This is a genomic window from Brevundimonas sp. MEB006b, assembly GCF_030209705.1.
Taxonomy (GTDB): Bacteria; Pseudomonadota; Alphaproteobacteria; order Caulobacterales; family Caulobacteraceae; genus Brevundimonas.
Map to the genome: position 1 here is coordinate 104155 of NZ_JARVRL010000002.1, position 15853 is coordinate 120007.

Consider the following 15853-nt stretch of genomic DNA (forward strand, 5'->3'; position numbering starts at 1 on the left):
TTGCGCTCTCACAATGAGGCCACTCGAAGTCGCCCAGTTGTTAGGCGCTGTCTGCGGAAGGAACAGCAGCTCTGATCTGCGCCAAACCTGAGAGCAGTCGTCGCGAACGGTCTCGACTCCACAATCGCGTAACGCCGTGTCAGGTTCCGATCCGGGAGGACTGCACCATGGGAACACGCAAGACCCTCATCAAATCGCAGGCGGGCGTGAAGCTGCAACGTATCGAGCATTTGGCGGGCCAGCAGAAGGTCGTGCAGTCATCGTGGCGGCTGTCCACGCTGCGGGCGAACCAGCCGCGCGCTTTCGCTGACGTGGCGGAGGCCGAGGACGCCTTCGACATGGAAGTCATCGCAGCCCTCTCCGATCCCCTCATCATCGATATGCAGCGCCGCGGGTTGCTCGACTGACATGGCGCCGAAGCTGAAGGTCTTCACGTGGTCAGACGGTTTTCATGCTTTCACCGTGGCCTCCAGCTCACGGCCCAAGGCGCTGGAGGCGTGGGGGTCGAAGCAGGATCTATTTGCGACGGGCTTGGCCAGCCAGCTCAGTGGCGGCGCGGATTATGACGCAGCCCTCGCATCGCCCGGCGAGGTTATCGAACGCGGCCTCGCGGTCGATATCGGCAAAATCGAAAAGACCAAGCCGAAAAAATCGGCAGGTCCAACCAAGGCCAGGCGCGCCAAGATCGACAAGCTGCAGGCCGCACTGACTGACCTGGATGAAACACATCAGTCCGACGTCGCCGACCTCGACGCCCGCCAGGAGGCGCTGGAGGCCGAGCGGCAGCGCGTCGAGGCGGATTATGAACGGACCCGAAAAGGGCTCACATCCGATCTCAAGAAGGCCAGAGCCTGATGTGCAACCTTTACCGCCAGCGTTCCGGTCCCCAAGCCATCATGGACATGGCCAAGGCCATGCGCTCGACGGTCGGCAACCTGGCACCCGACGACATCTATCCCGACTACCCCGCCCCGATCGTCAGGTGGGAGGGCGACGGCCGCATCCTCGCCTCCGCACGCTGGGGCATGCCGTCGTCCAAGAAGGCGATTTTCGACAACGCCACCAAGCGGGCCGACAAGCTGCGGGCCAAGGGTGGCTCTGTCGATTTCCAGAAGATCCTGGAGTTCGAACCGGACAGCGGCACGACCAACGTCCGCAACACCAGCTCCAGCCATTGGCGTCCGCACCTGTCGCCGGCGCAACGATGCCTGGTCCCTTTCACGGCCTTCAGCGAACCAGGCCGAGACGCGGCCGGCAAGTACCGCCCGATCTGGTTCAAGCTGGCGGGTGACGATCCCGAGCCGCTGGCCTTCTTCGCCGGCATTCACCTTCAGGCCCACACCAGCGTCCGCAAGATCAAGACCAAAATGGAGACGATTGACGTCTTCGCCTTCCTGACGACCGAGCCGAACGCCGAAGTGGGAGCTGTTCACCCCAAGGCCATGCCGGTGATCCTGACGGAACCGGATGAGATCGAGATGTGGATGTCGCAGCCGTGGGAGATTGCTAAGGAGCTGCAACGCCCGCTGTCTGACGGCGCTTTGGAGTACATCTGATGGAATGGGACCGCCGCGAGGACGGCGACCTGCAACTTGCTATCGTTCGGGGCTTCGAGATCGCTGTGGCGGACAGCGAGGCGTTGGCGGTACGGATCGAGTTCGCTGAGGTCCAGGAGCAACTTTCAGGCGCAATGGCCCCGTCCTCGAAGCAACTCGTTATGACGCCTGCGATGGCCGAGGCGTTGGGCGCAATGTTGCTGGAGCAGGCACGGATGGCGCCCCCCGAGGAGCAGACGTGACAAACGACAAGGTCCGCCGCTGATCGACTCGGCCTATAGGCTTCGTGCATGACGCCAGACGAGCTAAACAACGCCCTGGACGCGATGCAGGGGGCGGCCGGCGAGGATAGCCTCAAGCCCGGCTTGATCACGGTTCAGACGGACGACTGGATTAGTCGGCTGAGCGCGCTGCAGTCCGGCCGCCCTCAATCCATCGCCGACGGCATCCGCATCCGAGACATCAAGGTTGCCGTCAGTAGCAGCGATGCCAGTAAGATACTGACCCGCGCCGAGGCGGGTGACCGGGGCGAGCCTTATCGGGACCTGGCGGCTTGGCCCCCAAACGATCAAGACCGCCACCTCGAAGGATGACGGCCTCGCTAGAGTGCCTTACGGCGTAGGCTCATGCGCGGAGTTGCTCACCATTTCGGCCGACTACGACGTCCGGCAAGCGATGTGACGACAGCTCAAGTCGCTCTTCAGCCAGGCCTTAGCCGCCCCGGAATAACGCCCTGGGTCGCGTTTCAAGAGCGGCAGCTTAGCAGCAACTTCACAGATGGGGCGGGCAGCGCACCCGCGTCGTTATCTGCAAGCCACGCCCGACGATGATGCGCACGGCGTCGAATAGCCTTAGCGCTCATCGCCATTCTCCAGATTGTGATAGTTGCGCGCGATAGGTGTGCGCGATAACGTCAAGGCTGAGCCTTTCGGCTCGCTCTAGCGGGGAGCTAAGGACCGGAGGTTCCGCAGATGCCCCGGCCAGCCTTCCAAACTTGCCAAGCCGTGCAGCGAGGCGATACGGCAGAGCTGTCGCGGCTCATGCCCGAACTGCGTCACGCGGCCCGGCTGGGCGAGGACACATTCGGCCGGGCCGCATTACAGCGATGCGGGTTGCGATGGATAATGGAACGCTGGAGCGGCGCGCTATGGGGGCTGAGCAACTGATCGCCGCCAAGATCACCGAGTTCGGTGCGCACTTGACGGCAGGCGACCGAGCAGCGGCCGAGCGAGCGCGGACGGAAGCACTTGCGGCCCTGGAGGTTCACCTCGACCTGACCGATCAGTTGATCAGCCAGAATTTCGCGTAGGGCTGATCACCCGTCCGGGTAGGCTTGCGAGTTGAACGACTCGCGTTATCTAAAAGGTATCGGGAGGAAAAATCCGGACAGGCCCGTTCCGAACCTTCAATGGCTCCGGGGCGGGCCGAACCTTGTCAGGTCAGGTTGTGTGGCTGGCGGCGTCTATCTGAATACGCGGTGGGCCGCAGGCATGATCGCTTCAGATGATGGGACCGCTTCCATCGCGGGGCGTCGATTGGCTCGCATCGAGGGAAGGCGGACATCTACGCGCAGTCCAGCTTCCGCGAATTCCGCTTTAGGCGCAAAGCGCACTACCCAATTCTGCTCCGGCGCGTCCGAAGTGCGCCAGAAGCGGTCATTCGCCGGCTGCCGAAAACACGACATTCAGTGTGATCGAAAGTCGTAATTCCAGCTGACAGCCCATGACGGTTCCCGACCCTTATCGGACATCAACAGGCGCTACCGTAGTCATGGAGCAAAGCACCCGCGAAAGTTTCCCGGCCAAGTCGTTTTGATCGAACGGCTTGCGGACGATCCGGTCCTCGGTCGTCGCAGCCAAGGCCTCAAGATCGGCATAGCCTGTCGCAAAGAGGATCGGGAAGCCTGGCTTTCGGGCTGTCATCTCTCGAGCGACTTCTCCCCCATTCATACCTGGCATGGCGAAGTCCAGCACGACGGCCCGAATGCTGGGGTGCTGATCGAACAAATCCAAAGCCGCGCCCCCGCTGCCGGCTTCGATGACGCGATAACCCAGATCGATAAGTATGCCGGATGTCACGGCCCTTACTGCGTCGTCATCATCGACGACCAGAATGGTCGTGTCAGGGCGCGGCGTCAGGCTGATGGGAGCGACAGGGAGCGTCTCAGTCTGTGGATTGTCGGCTGCGCGGGGCAGAAAAATCCTGATTGTCGTGCCGCGGCCAATCGTTGTCTCGATCGTGACGGCGCCCCCGGATTGCTTCGCCAAACCGTACACTTGGCTCAGCCCCAGGCCGGACCCCTTACCCACCGCCTTCGTTGTGAAAAACGGCTCGAACACCCTCGCGAGCACCTCGTCGGACATGCCTGAACCATCGTCCGCCACCGACACCATGACGTAGTCTCCGGCAGGAGGCTCCTCCGGTGTCGAGGGCGTCCGCCCGACAACGTTTGCAGTCTGTATTTTCAGCGTTCCGCCGACATCCATCGCGTCACGAGCGTTGATGGCCAGGTTTAGAATGACCAGTTCGATCTGGGTGGGATCGATCATGGCCGGCCACAGATCCTTTGCAAGCTCGGGTTCCAGGATCCGAACGGTCCCGCCGATAGTGCTTTGGAGAAGGTCCTTCATGCTGCGCACGGTTTCATTGAGGTTGACCGGGCGCGGCTCAAGCTTCTGCCGACGCGAGAAAGCCAGCATCTGAGCGGTCAGCTGCGCGCCCCTGTGGGACGCCTCCGCCATCATGGACAGTCGCTTCCTTAGGGAGGGATCCTCCGTCCGTTTCAGGATCTGCTCGACGTTGCCGATAATTACCGTCAGCAGATTGTTGAAGTCGTGGGCCACCCCAGAGGTTAGCTGCCCCACAGCCTCAAGACGTTGAGCCTGGCGCAGTGCATGCTCGGCTTTTTCACGTTCGGTGATTTGATCGGCAAGCTGTCGGTTGGCGGCCTCGAGTTCGCTGGTTCGCTCAAGGACGCGACGTTCCAACAGCGCCTCGCCGCGCCTGATCTCATCGATACGCTCACGCGCTTCATACTGGCGGCTTCGGCCACGCAGAGCGGTGCGGACCGCGCTGACAAGGGTGGTGGGATGGAAGGGTCGCTCAAGAAAACCCACATTGCCGAGCATTTGCGAAAGCCGTTGAGCCAGCGGGTTGCGCTCAACGCTGCCGCCGCGCTGGGTCAGAATCAGAAACGGAAAATCCGACCATGACGGCTGGCTTTGGATCCATGCCGAAAGCCCGCTGAGATCAGCCGAACGCAGGACGTCCTCAACGACGATCGCCAAGCCGGCGCCTTCGTCCATGCGGAATAGGAGGTCGTCGATATCCCGGCAGAGAAGCGCCGGACACCCCGCCTCTGAAAGGATCGCGAGAGCGATCGCTCCGTCGCGCCCCGATGGGGTCAGCACCAAAGAGCGGCGTGAAATGCTGCCTCTTTCACTCACGCGGAGGAATCGCCCATTAGGCCGGCACCAGGCCCCACGAAGTTGGGCACGCCCCGTAATACGCCCTGAAACTCGTTCAGGGGTGCACCGAGCGTGAGCCCGTTTGAACCGATGTTGAACTCGCGGATCGTCGTCTCGTGCCGACCAGCCCGCTTCTTGATGACCGAGACGGCCCGTCGAACTTCCCCCCTTGCTTCGAAGTACCGAAGCAGGATGACCGTGTCCGCCAGATAGGTGACATCGATCGGAGCCTTCATCTCGCCGACGAGGCCATGCTGGGCGACCGTCAAATAGGTCGAGGCGCCCTGTCGGTTGAGGTATTGGAGCAGTTCGTGGATGTGGAGCACCAAAAACTGCTCCTGCGGCATGGCGGCTTGGTATCCATTCAGGCTGTCGATCACGACGGTCTGGATGTCTCGGGACGAGACGCACTCGCGAACGCGCGACGCGAACTCCCCCGGTGAAAGTTCGGCAGCGTCGACCTGTTCGATGATGAGGTCGCCGTTCGTCTCCATTGACTTAAGATCGATGCCCAGCTTGGCCATCCGGTCGTAGAGGAGACCAAGCTCTTCATCGAAAACGAATAGCGCGGCCTTCTCGCCGCGCTTCACTGCCGCGACGGCGAAGTTGATCGTGAAGAGCGATTTACCAGTGCCGGCAGGTCCCAGAATTAGCGCGCTGGAACCGCGCTCGATCCCCCCGCCCAGTAGGGTGTCAAGTTCGGCCACGCCGCTCGACATCAGGTCGCGAGCGAAGGCGGAGTGGTGTTCGGATGCGACGATCCGAGGATAGACCTCCAGGCCGCCGGTCTTGATCGTAAAATCATGGTAACCGCCCCGGAAGCGACGGCCTCGGTATTTGATCACCCGGACCCGGCGTCGTTCCGCGCCGTATTCGGGCGCCAGCTCTTGTAGCTGAATCACGCCGTGGGCGACGCTATGCACCGTCTTGTCGTTGATATCGGTGGTCAAATCGTCGAGCAGTAGGACCGTGGCCCCATGCTTGGCGAAATAGTGCTTCAACGCCAAAACCTGGCGTCGATACCGGAGCGAGCTCTGAGCTAAGAGGCGGATTTCCGATAAGCTGTCGATCACCACGCGGCGGGGATGATTACGCTCGACGGACTCGAAGATCATCCGCGTCGTCTCGCCTAGCTCCAGGTCCGACGAGTAAAGCAGGCTCTGCTGTTGTTGTTCGTCCAAAAGGCTCTCAGGCGGAACGAGCTCGAAGATATCGACGCCTTCAAGCGACCATTTGTGATTTCGAGCTGTGCCACGCAGCTCTTCCTCGGTCTCGGAGAGGGTGATATAGAGCCCGCGTTCGCCGAGCCGCGCGCCTTCGAGCAGGAACCGCATCGCGGAGGTTGTCTTGCCGGTCCCTGGCGCGCCCTCAAGAAGATAGACGCGTTCGCGCTCCAGCCCCCCCGCTAAGATATCGTCCAGCCCTGGAATGCCGAACGCTGCGTCACGATGCTGGGTATCTGTTGTCGCCACGTTATGTCCCCAGCCCCTAATAAGACTACAACGCCTTTCTGCTGATGTAGTTACATCAGACTGCCCATGAGCGCCACGTTCACGTAAATTTCCGCTGTCGCCGCGCTTAGGCAACTCGGTTGGGGTGCCCGTCGGATGAAGTCCGCTCACCCCCAAATTGTGCCGGGCCAAAAGCGCGCTAATTCCCTCTTCCACCGTTGTGGCCGCTTATCGAAGTTACGCTTCGCGACGGAGCGCCGCATCGGGATTGAGGGCACCTCGCGCCTTTTCGAACTGGTTAGTAATGTCCGCTTTCCACCCTAAGCAGACTTTTGGGCAGTCCGCTCTCCAAAGAACTGCCCGAAAGCCGGCTTAGAGGTCGATCTGTTCCGATATCTCCAAAGCGTCATCGACTTCGATGCCGAGGTATCTAACGGTGCTTTCCAGCTTTCCGTGACCGAGCAGAAGCTGACACGCGCGTAGATTTCCGGTCTTTTTGTAAATTAACGCTACCTTTGTCCGTCGCAGGCTGTGGGTCCCATACGCACTTGGGTTTAGGTCGATCATTCTTATCCAAGTATCGACCAGCCGAGCATACTGGCGCGTGCCTATGTGCGCGCCCTCTTTGCTACGGCTGGGAAACAGCCAGTCGTCGCGTCGGCGCCCCCGGCGCTCCAGCCAATGCGCTAGCGCCTCCCTCGCGGCCTCAGTTATCTCGAACGGGACCGGGCGACCTGTCTTTTGCTGAATGATGGTCGAGCGCTGGCGAATGGCTCCGCCTTGAGCGATATCCGCTAGCCGAAGCTTCACCAAATCACAGCCTCGGAGCTTCGCGTCCAGCGCGATATTGAACATCGCCAGATCCCGGATCGATCCAACCGATTTGAGATGCTGTCGGATTGCCCAGATGTGCTTAGGCTTGAGTGGAGCCTTGGCTCCAGTCATCCGACCAGCATTCCAGGGCTTACGAGGTAGACAAAAAAGATCGGGCTGGCTCATGACCACCTCCCACGATCAACGCCCCCTCCTCACCATACGCTTCAGACAGCGCTGATGCGCCAGCAGCGGTCATTGAATGAGTGCCAAAAACACGACATTCTGTGTGAGTTCAAACGTCGGCGTTCCGGTATCGCTAATTACGCGCCTCAAGTTCGACTCCCCCTAGCCGCGACGGCGGCCGGCAATATGACCTGAGGCTCAGCGTTGGCCGGCGCGCCAGTTCCAAGGGGTGATGAAGGGGCCGGTCCAGAGGCCTTTGCGGGCCTGTTCGGCGTCGTATTGCTGCTCAGCGTGTTCGCCGTCGCTGTAGCGGGGATAGTCCAGAGCCCAGCCGGCGGCGACCATCCAGCCGCCGAGGTCACGGCGGAAGGTTTTACAGTCGTCGTTAGGGGCGCAGTCGGCGGTGACTTCGCAGCGCGCAACCATGCGCCCCCAGCGGTCGGGGCGGCCTTGGGGCGTGCAGGTCACCGGACGGTCGTTGATCAGGCTATCGAGGTGTCTGGCGGCCTCTGTGCCGCAGCGGTAGGCCTGGCCGTCGCGTTGGCAGGACTGGCGGCTCTCGGGCGCATCGATCCCCCACAGGCGCACCCGCTGGCCGCGGATCTCCAGGGTGTCGCCGTCGATGACGGTGGCGCGGCCTACGAGGGGTGTCGAGGTAACGGCGGACTGGAGGCTGACTGCGAGAACAAGGGTGGTGATCATGGGGGGGTCCTAGCCGAGACGAGGCGGAAGATCTTGCGGGTTTAGCGGCTGCGGCGCAGCGACCAGATCAGACCGGCGATGGCGCTGACCAGAGTGGCGACGGCGAGGATCAGTTCGGGCGTGATGGACATGGGCGATCTCCTTTGCAGCCAGTATCCGTCCGTCCAGGACCACCGTAGGGAGATTGGCTCATCTCGGCGTCAAAGCCGGACGTGACCCCAACTCCCGCCTGGGATTGCCAATCGGATGTTATGCGTGCGTCTCTTGCGTTTCTTCCGATTGATATAGTCCCCGTAATGCGAAGGGCGGCCGGACTCCTGTCAGCGGATCCAGTGCTTCTAGTCGCCGCTGAGCCCAGGCGCGCCAGGCTGGGTAACACGGGTCCGCCGCCATGGGCGCCTGGTCGGCGGCGCTCAGATAGGCGCGCAGCTGTTCGGCCTGGGCGTGGCGGCCGGCCTCCTCAAAGAGGCGGGTCTCCAAGGCGCGCTCCGCCGCGGCATGGGCCTCGTGACGTCGCGCCTCGACCTGGCGAAGGCGGTACGCCTCTTCCTCCCTCGCCCGCTCCAGCCGCTGCTCCGCGCGGTGGATCAGTTCGGCTTCCAGGGTGGCGACGATGCGCGGCAGTTGGGTATCGAGGGGGTGTTTGGTTTCGCGAAAGACGCCGGCGGCGTTGCGACAGTCGCGGATCGACAGGATCAGATCGCCGGCCGGTTGGGCCGAGCGCACCATGGTCCTTTCCGGCGCCCCACGAAGCTCAAAGTCAGTGGCGGGCCGCGGGACGAACTGGGTGCGCTCCGAAAAGCGGAACGCCACCTTATCCTCGCCACGCCCAGCCGTCAGCCAAGTGTAGGCTTGATCGACGACCAGACCGCGCGCGACGAGCGCCTTCAACAGGGCGGAGGTTAGACGAAGACGGCGATGTGCCAGTCCATGTCGCAAGTCTTCGCCCGACGCGCCCCAGCCCTCGCGGCGGGCGCGGACGCGAGTGGCGGCGTCCTGATCCAGCCAGGCTTTAACGATCGGGTGCGGGTTACGCAGATCGTGGGGGATGGGGATCTCAGGCTGGTCGGCGACTGCGTCTAGGACCGCGCGCACTGCCTGTGAGCGGACGGGTGATTTAATCGCTGGGGCGATCACGATGCGGTCCGCCTTGCCCACCCAAGCTGGCAGACGCGGTCGCTTGCCGACGGACTTGCCGGCCTTGAGCTTGGCCCAATAGCCCCTTGGCGGCGTCGGGACCTGATGAGCGCGGCAAGCCTTTGCCAATCCGACATCCGAAACGCCGAGCTCGCGCGCGATGGTCAGCATCGGCTCGCGCCACACCCGGTCGTAGAGGTCCTGGCGGGTGAAAACATGGTGGGGCATTGCGCCGTCCTCCGCGTCATAGACAGGCTCAGCCTGAATGCTTACGGTTGTGCTTGGGGCGCTGATCGGCGCCGGGGGTTAGGCGCTCTGCGCCGCATCAGTTGCGCATATGCCTGTGGTTCTCGTGCATAATGAGGTGAAGCGAGATCCCGCTCACCAGTGGGATGACTTAGAAGGCGTCCACTACAACTACCCCAGCAAATACCGTCGCCTGATGCAGCCCGGCGAGCCCTTCGTCTATTACCGCGGCGTCCACCGTGCGTCGGGGCCACGCCAGCCAGCCGAGTATTTTGGAGCAGGTCGGATCGGCGAGATCCGAAAAGATCCAGATCGCGCCAATGGCTGGTACTGCGCCATCGACGATTACCAGAGATTTGCTGTTCCGGTTCGGGCCAAGGTCGAAGGCGAGAACCGCGAACAGATCCCGCTCAACTTATGGCGCGACGGCGTGCGCGACCTGGATCCCGCAGTCTACGCCGCCATCATGGCTGAAGCAGGCTTGGCGATTGGCGCCGAGCGTAAGGAGGATCTGGTGACGCCGGAGCCGGCGGCCGTTGATCCCATAACGATCGAAGCCTCGGATGCCCTGATCGTCCCGCCCAGATTGATCAACCCTTCCGCCACCGCTGGCACAGGCAAGTCGAGCCCTCGTCGTAGTGCGCGCGCCAAGGCGGTCGGAGACTGGGCCGAACGCACCGCCCTCGCCTATTTGCAGACACAGATCGTCGGGTGCAGAGATTGTGTCCACCGGGCTGCCCAAGGAGAGACGCCGGGCTGGGACATCGATTTTATCAATGCGGCGGGCGTACTGCAGCGGGTCGAGGTTAAGGGCACGGTCGGCGCCGCCTTCACTGGCGTCGAGCTAACCGCCAATGAGCTTGCCGCCGCCGAGGTTCATGGCGACGACTATTGGCTCTGCCTGGTGGCGAACTGCGAGACGGCCCACCCCAAGGTGCAGATGGTGCAGAACCCTGCCGCAAAACTGATTTCGGGCGACTGGAGCGCACGCGCCAGTCTAATCGCCGTGACCTTCAGCTCGAAAAGCTGACGGGGCGTGAAAACACTCGCCGCCCTCGAACCATTTTAACGCCTTCCGATGCTCGCGACGCCGTCTTCGCCCCCCACCAAAGGCTTCCTTCGTGCCCTCCAATAAGCGTCCCTACGTCCAGCACTCGATTGTCCAACTCGAACAATTGTTCGCCAAGTCCAAGGCCGAGCCGATGGTGGTTGGCCAAATCGAGCACGAGCTAAGCTTCCGAAAGACGGACCGTGCCGCAAAGCTGCGTTTGAGCGCGCAGGAATTCCTGTTGAGCCCGGCGGCTTCTATGAGCCGGCCCGCGACCGACAAGCCCAAGGCAGCAACGCGTAAGCCTTCAGCGCCGCGTCCCGAGCCTCAACCTGAGCCGGCAAAACCCGACAGGTCGGAGCAGATTGCGGCCGCAGCCAACGCCTGGGCCGAAGATCTAGAGGAGACGTTTGTGCCGGTTCGCCCGACCGAGCCTAACACGCCTTCGGGCGTCCTCGGCGCATGGACCGCGCTGGAGGCCCTATCGCCCCAGACCTACAAGCGCCCCTACGATCTGAAGGTCGGTCAGTACGGTAGCGTGGCGGAGCTGGGCAGCGGCCCCTTGCCCTGGGAGCGAGGCGAGAAGTCTCGGCCGAAACATCAACTCTATTATCAGATCATGCTCGGCGCGATCCCGATGGAGAAGGCGACCGCCGACCTCGTCAAAGCCTTCGGCTCCGATGAGGAACTGAGAACTCGCGCCAGAGAAAAGGCCGCAATCGGCGCCGTGCTCGTGGATCGAAATGGCGTGCTGGTCGAAGACAACGGCATCGCCGTGTCCAGCTTCGGCTGGGCCTTGCCACTCACAATCCAGTTGAAGCTGGAAGCCCTGGGCAGCTGGCCCAGCCTCGAGCCCAAAATCATCCAAGCGCTCGACGAGATCCTAAGGCGTACCGACAAGGCCGGTAAGCCGTTGCCCGTGGACCGCGAAGCGATCGCACGCGCACACGCCTATCTGGTCGAGCGTTTTGCGCTGGCGGATCACCTGGTTGAACCACCCAGTTTTGCGCTGCGCGTCTACCATTATTTCAAGGCCAAAAACCCGCCTGAAGCCTCGCTGCTCAACTCCTTCTTCATGGGCGATCTTGCCAAGGCCTCTGTCCACTGCCGCAAGCAGACCGCGCCAAAAACACTGCGCCAATACCTGGGCATTGAGCGCCCCGATCGCGTCTTCGATCTTCTGAACGACCGCTACGCCGTGGAAGACGCCGTTGCGCCCTCGAAAATGCCGGCGGCGTGTTGGCCCAGCCCTGGCGGTCATGCCCTCGTACTGCTTCAGCAAGCGGCGGTGAACCTGGTCCGGTCAGAACTGGCTAAAGGCTCAGGCATGATCGCCGTTAACGGTCCGCCCGGCACCGGCAAGACAACCCTCCTTCGTGACATCGTGGCCGCGACCGTTCTGGATCGCGCTATGGCGATGGCGGCGTTTGATGATCCGCAGGAAGCCTTCACGGCGTCGGGCGAGCGCTGGACGTTCGGCGGGGCCGGCTATTTCCACTTGTACAAGCTGGATCCCAGCTTGCGAGGCCACGAGATCCTCGTCGCCTCCAGCAACAACAAGGCCGTCGAGAACGTCAGCCGAGAGCTGCCTGCAGCCAAGGCGATCGGCCGGCCGGATGAGTTGAGCTACTTCAAGTCCATCAGCGACTTTGTCTATCGACCACCGGAGGCCGAGGAAGGCGCCGATGCCGAGGTCCGAACTGACGTTGAACCTCTCAAGACCTGGGGGCTCATCGCCGCCGTTCTGGGCAATGCCAAGAACCGCGCTGCCTTCTCCAAATCATTCTGGTGGGATGATGACCATGGTTTCCGGATCTATCTGAAAGCGGCCAAGGGCGACTCTGTCGTCCGCGAGATCAAGGATCCGGAAACGGACAAGATAATTGCCCGCGAGACACCTTCGGTGGTTATCGACGAGGCTCCGCCATCACCGCACGAGGTCGGAGCGAACTGGCGACGTGTTCGCCAAAAGCTGATGACGCTACATCACGAGATCCAGGACGAGTTGGCTGGATTGGAGGCCCTGCGTCAACTTGCGCTCAGGCTCGCCGTTGCGAAAAGAGAGCTTGCAGAACGTATCGCTGAACGGGCGACGCTTGCTGATCGTCTTCAATCCGTTCAGTCAGAACAGGCGTTGGAGGAAGCGGATCTCAATATTGCGAACCTTGCCGCAAAACAGGCCGATGACGCAGTCAAACAGCATCGCAAACGACGCCCTGGTTTCTTCGCCTGGCTGTTTCGGCGGGATGCTCGCGTCACTTGGAATGCTGAGAACGCACCTTTGCTTGAGGCGGCCGAACGGGCGAAGATCGAACATCGCCAGGCTGAGACGGCGTCGGCCGATTGTGCCAATCGGATCGCGGCTCTCACCTTGGAGATTGCACGCGCCGAGCGCACCTTAATCGAACCTCAGGAACAGGTCGTGCTGCTCCAAGGTCAGCTCGACGCTTATCGCCCAATGCTCGGGCAGCACATTGTCGATGACGTCTTCTTTGACCTTGGCCACGAGGCTTCCAACTTGGAATCCCCATGGCTGCCGAAGACGCTTCAGCGCAAACGCGAAGACCTCTTCATTGCGGCGATTGCCGTCCACAAGGCCTTCATCGACGCCGCGGCCCAGAAGGTGCTGCACAATCTATCCATCCTCATGGACGTCTTCTCGGGAGGCTCGCCACAAGATCCCGCCAAGCGGGCGCTGCTCGGAGAACTATGGTCGACCCTGTTCATGGTCACCCCCGTTCTTTCGACTACCTTCGCTTCGGTCGAGCGGATGCTCGGCGACCTGCCGCCGGACAGCATCGGCTGGCTGCTCGTCGACGAGGCGGGCCAGGCCTTGCCGCAGGCTGCCGTCGGCGCGGTCATGCGCGCACGGCGTGCGATCATCGTCGGCGACCCGCTTCAGATCCCGCCGGTGGTCACGCTGCCCGAGCGACTGAGCGTTGAGATCGCTGACTTCTTCAAAATTCATCGGACGTCCTGGACTGCGCCCGAGGCTTCAACCCAGACCGTGGCTGACCGCGTGTCTCCCTTCCAGGCCGCGTTTAAGTCGGACGTGGGCCCGCGTCAGGTTGGCATTCCACTCCTAGTCCATCGTCGGTGTCAGGAACCTATGTTCGGGATATCCAATCGCATCGCCTATGACGGTCAAATGGTTCACGCACCAGGCCCCAAGCCAAGCACTATCGGCGACATTCTCGGCCCGTCGAGCTGGCATAATGTGGATGGCGATGCGGATTCGAAATGGAGCGCCGAGGAGGGCGAACAGGTCGTCTCTTTGCTCCGCGAGATCGCCGATGTGGGCCATCGAAATCCAGACGTATTTGTCATCACGCCCTTCCGGATTGTGGCTCAAGAACTGCGCACACGGCTGAAAGTGGAACGCGAGCTGTTTAGGCAATTCGGCGTCGACGTTGACGAGTGGCTGAAGGATCGCGTGGGTACGATTCATACTGTTCAAGGCCGGGAAGCAGAAGCCGTAATCCTTGTCCTAGGCGCGCCAAAGGCCTCGCAGAATGGCGCAAGGGCTTGGGCGGCGGGGACGCCAAACATTCTTAATGTGGCGGTCTCCCGAGCCAAGCAACGCCTCTATGTTGTCGGTTCTCACGGAGCATGGCGCGGCGTAGGACACGCGAAGGATTTAGCAAACTCGCTTCAGCCTCGCAGATAAGCAATCGAGCTTCGTGAACGCACTTGGCCAAGTCCATCGCCGCGACGAGGGAAATCGCGGCCCAACCCCTCAGATGATTTGCAAACGGTTGAGCCATGCCGCTGCTCCACAGCGTTTGCACTATTGACGGCTTGGACGGCCAGAGGCAGGAACAGGGCAGAATTTCAATCGAGGGTAGCTGGCGATGATTGCGACAGATGCAGACCTCGTTGAAAATCTTACCCGCTTCTTTGTGCGGAGCCGAGCTCTGCAGCCACCGCCAATCACCCTGCGCCTAGCTCAATTTTTTGAAGACTGGCGAAGCCTCCATGGGACACGCGACACAACATGTAGACCGCCTTTACGGGAGCTTGACTCCCCTCGTTTGAAGCGGATGTTTGAGGCGCTCGGGCCCGCACTTCAAAACTATCGACGCTCTGCACCGTCGTTCAATCTATGGGCAGTCAGCGGCATAGGCGCAGACGAGGTGAGAACCTCTGCAGTCCTCGCCTGGTTCTTGAACCCGGCAGCCTCGCACGGAGCGGGGAATCTGTTTGCTAAAGCCTTTTGGGATGCCGCGGGAGGCAACAAGCTCGGCTTTACGTTGGATACGCTCAGGCGGAGCGCCACCGAGGTTTGCCCCCTAGCCAACGCTGCGGACCGAGTGGACATCGTTCTCGAAGGTGACGACCTGCTAGTGTTCGCCGAGATCAAAGTCTACGCCGGGCTTCAACCCGTTCAGTTGGAACGGTATCTCGCAGCGGTCGAGCAATCGGCGAAGCTGAATGGCAAAAGCCACGCCGCTCTTATCTATCTGGCGCCCCATCCGGCAAAGCTGCCGTCAGGACCCTGCCTCTGGCTTTCTTGGCGTCGACTAGCGCGGACATTTCGGCTGGCGGCAAATCAGGCTGTGTCCCCGCTTGTGCGCCAGTCCGCTCTTCATTTTGCCCAACACGTCGAAGGATATCGCGGTTCATGAGCTCTCCAGAATTAGATCGTTTAATCGTGGAAAATATCCTTGATCTGGATAGCGCTGCGAACAGGGTCGAACCCATTGAGATGCGCATATGGGCAGCCCATGCCGAGGCCATGGAATCGTGGAGCCAGGATTGCGGGTGGGTTGGAGAGTTCGACACTGATGGAGACCTGATTGCTCGCCCAGAAGCATGGGAGACAGATGGTGAGAAGCAAGCTTGGTTTGGGCTCGGGTTCGGAGCCAATGATGACGAGCTCGATCTCTATTTCGAGTTAGTCCAACTGACCGGAGCGAAGGGCAATGTGTGCCTATGGTTCGGCTATAAGGGTCTACGTAATCCCTGGAAGGCTGTGGCCCGCCAACACGCCGAAGCTCTGCGGGAGTTTGGGTTCGTCATGACGCCCTACGGTGATTTCTACACGCCCTGTTCGCCGGATCTCACACAGATGGTCGAGGCGGTTGAGTCGGGTGACTTCCGCGCAGCGACAGATCCCGTGCGCGCGGCCCTGGATCGCGGTAAAGCGGCTGAACCCGTCTTTACCGCCATTCTCAAACAGCTCGGCGCCATCTAGATGCTCAAGATCTGGTGGCGGATCACTTGAGCTGGGCATGGGAAGTTACAACC

Annotated in this window: 15 protein-coding genes; 10 read left to right on the forward strand and 5 right to left on the reverse strand. The window is 61.5% G+C overall.

From position 1 onward, the window contains the following. Positions 1-167 precede the first annotated feature (167 nt). The 6 genes from QRN13_RS02135 to QRN13_RS02160 all read left to right on the forward strand — a co-directional run bounded on the left by QRN13_RS02135 (position 168) and on the right by QRN13_RS02160 (position 2865). On the forward strand, positions 168-407 hold the full coding sequence (locus QRN13_RS02135; protein ID WP_284876662.1) for a hypothetical protein: 240 nt from the start codon (positions 168-170) through the stop codon (positions 405-407). Between the two features lies 1 nt (position 408). Continuing rightward, the gene (locus QRN13_RS02140) at positions 409-855 is read left to right on the forward strand and encodes a hypothetical protein (RefSeq protein WP_284876663.1); all 447 of its coding nucleotides are present in this window, start codon (positions 409-411) and stop codon (positions 853-855) included. After that, a complete protein-coding gene (locus QRN13_RS02145) occupies positions 855-1556 on the forward strand; it encodes an SOS response-associated peptidase (protein WP_284876664.1) in 702 nt (233 codons plus the stop codon). The genes QRN13_RS02140 and QRN13_RS02145 overlap by 1 nt, the downstream gene beginning before the upstream one ends. Further along, positions 1556-1798: a hypothetical protein gene (locus tag QRN13_RS02150; protein ID WP_284876665.1), complete on the forward strand. Its 243-nt coding sequence runs from the start codon at positions 1556-1558 to the stop codon at positions 1796-1798. The genes QRN13_RS02145 and QRN13_RS02150 overlap by 1 nt, the downstream gene beginning before the upstream one ends. A 48-nt stretch (positions 1799-1846) precedes the next feature. After that, entirely contained in the window at positions 1847-2149 is a 303-nt protein-coding gene (locus tag QRN13_RS02155; protein WP_284876666.1) for a hypothetical protein, read from the forward strand. A 554-nt stretch (positions 2150-2703) separates the two neighbouring features. Next, positions 2704-2865, forward strand: a complete 162-nt coding sequence (locus tag QRN13_RS02160; RefSeq protein ID WP_284876667.1) for a hypothetical protein — start codon at positions 2704-2706, stop codon at positions 2863-2865. 430 nt (positions 2866-3295) lie between these two features. On the opposite strand, the gene QRN13_RS02165 is transcribed toward QRN13_RS02160, so the two are convergent. From QRN13_RS02165 to QRN13_RS02185, 5 genes are all read right to left on the reverse strand, one after another. Continuing rightward, entirely contained in the window at positions 3296-4861 is a 1566-nt protein-coding gene (locus tag QRN13_RS02165; protein WP_284876668.1) for an ATP-binding protein, read from the reverse strand. A gap of 137 nt (positions 4862-4998) precedes the next feature. Then, entirely contained in the window at positions 4999-6495 is a 1497-nt protein-coding gene (locus QRN13_RS02170; RefSeq protein ID WP_055753691.1) for an ATPase domain-containing protein, read from the reverse strand. Between the two features lie 351 nt (positions 6496-6846). Continuing rightward, entirely contained in the window at positions 6847-7473 is a 627-nt protein-coding gene (locus QRN13_RS02175; RefSeq protein ID WP_284876669.1) for a tyrosine-type recombinase/integrase, read from the reverse strand. A 198-nt stretch (positions 7474-7671) separates the two neighbouring features. Further along, entirely contained in the window at positions 7672-8175 is a 504-nt protein-coding gene (locus QRN13_RS02180) for a thermonuclease family protein (RefSeq protein ID WP_284876670.1), read from the reverse strand. A gap of 249 nt (positions 8176-8424) precedes the next feature. Further along, positions 8425-9540, reverse strand: coding sequence for a hypothetical protein (locus tag QRN13_RS02185; RefSeq protein WP_284876671.1), 1116 nt, complete (start codon positions 9538-9540; stop codon positions 8425-8427). 109 nt (positions 9541-9649) lie between these two features. On the opposite strand from QRN13_RS02185, the gene QRN13_RS02190 reads away from it, so the two are divergent. The 4 genes from QRN13_RS02190 to QRN13_RS02205 all read left to right on the forward strand — a co-directional run bounded on the left by QRN13_RS02190 (position 9650) and on the right by QRN13_RS02205 (position 15800). Then, positions 9650-10588, forward strand: coding sequence for a protein NO VEIN domain-containing protein (locus tag QRN13_RS02190; protein WP_284876672.1), 939 nt, complete (start codon positions 9650-9652; stop codon positions 10586-10588). A 91-nt stretch (positions 10589-10679) separates the two neighbouring features. After that, positions 10680-14273 carry an AAA domain-containing protein gene (locus QRN13_RS02195; protein WP_284876673.1) on the forward strand — a complete coding sequence of 1198 codons (3594 nt, stop codon included), beginning with the start codon at positions 10680-10682 and terminating at the stop codon, positions 14271-14273. A 373-nt stretch (positions 14274-14646) separates the two neighbouring features. Continuing rightward, entirely contained in the window at positions 14647-15231 is a 585-nt protein-coding gene (locus QRN13_RS02200) for a PDDEXK-like family protein (protein WP_284876674.1), read from the forward strand. Continuing rightward, positions 15228-15800, forward strand: a complete 573-nt coding sequence (locus tag QRN13_RS02205; RefSeq protein WP_284876675.1) for a hypothetical protein — start codon at positions 15228-15230, stop codon at positions 15798-15800. The genes QRN13_RS02200 and QRN13_RS02205 overlap by 4 nt, the downstream gene beginning before the upstream one ends. Positions 15801-15853 lie beyond the last annotated feature (53 nt).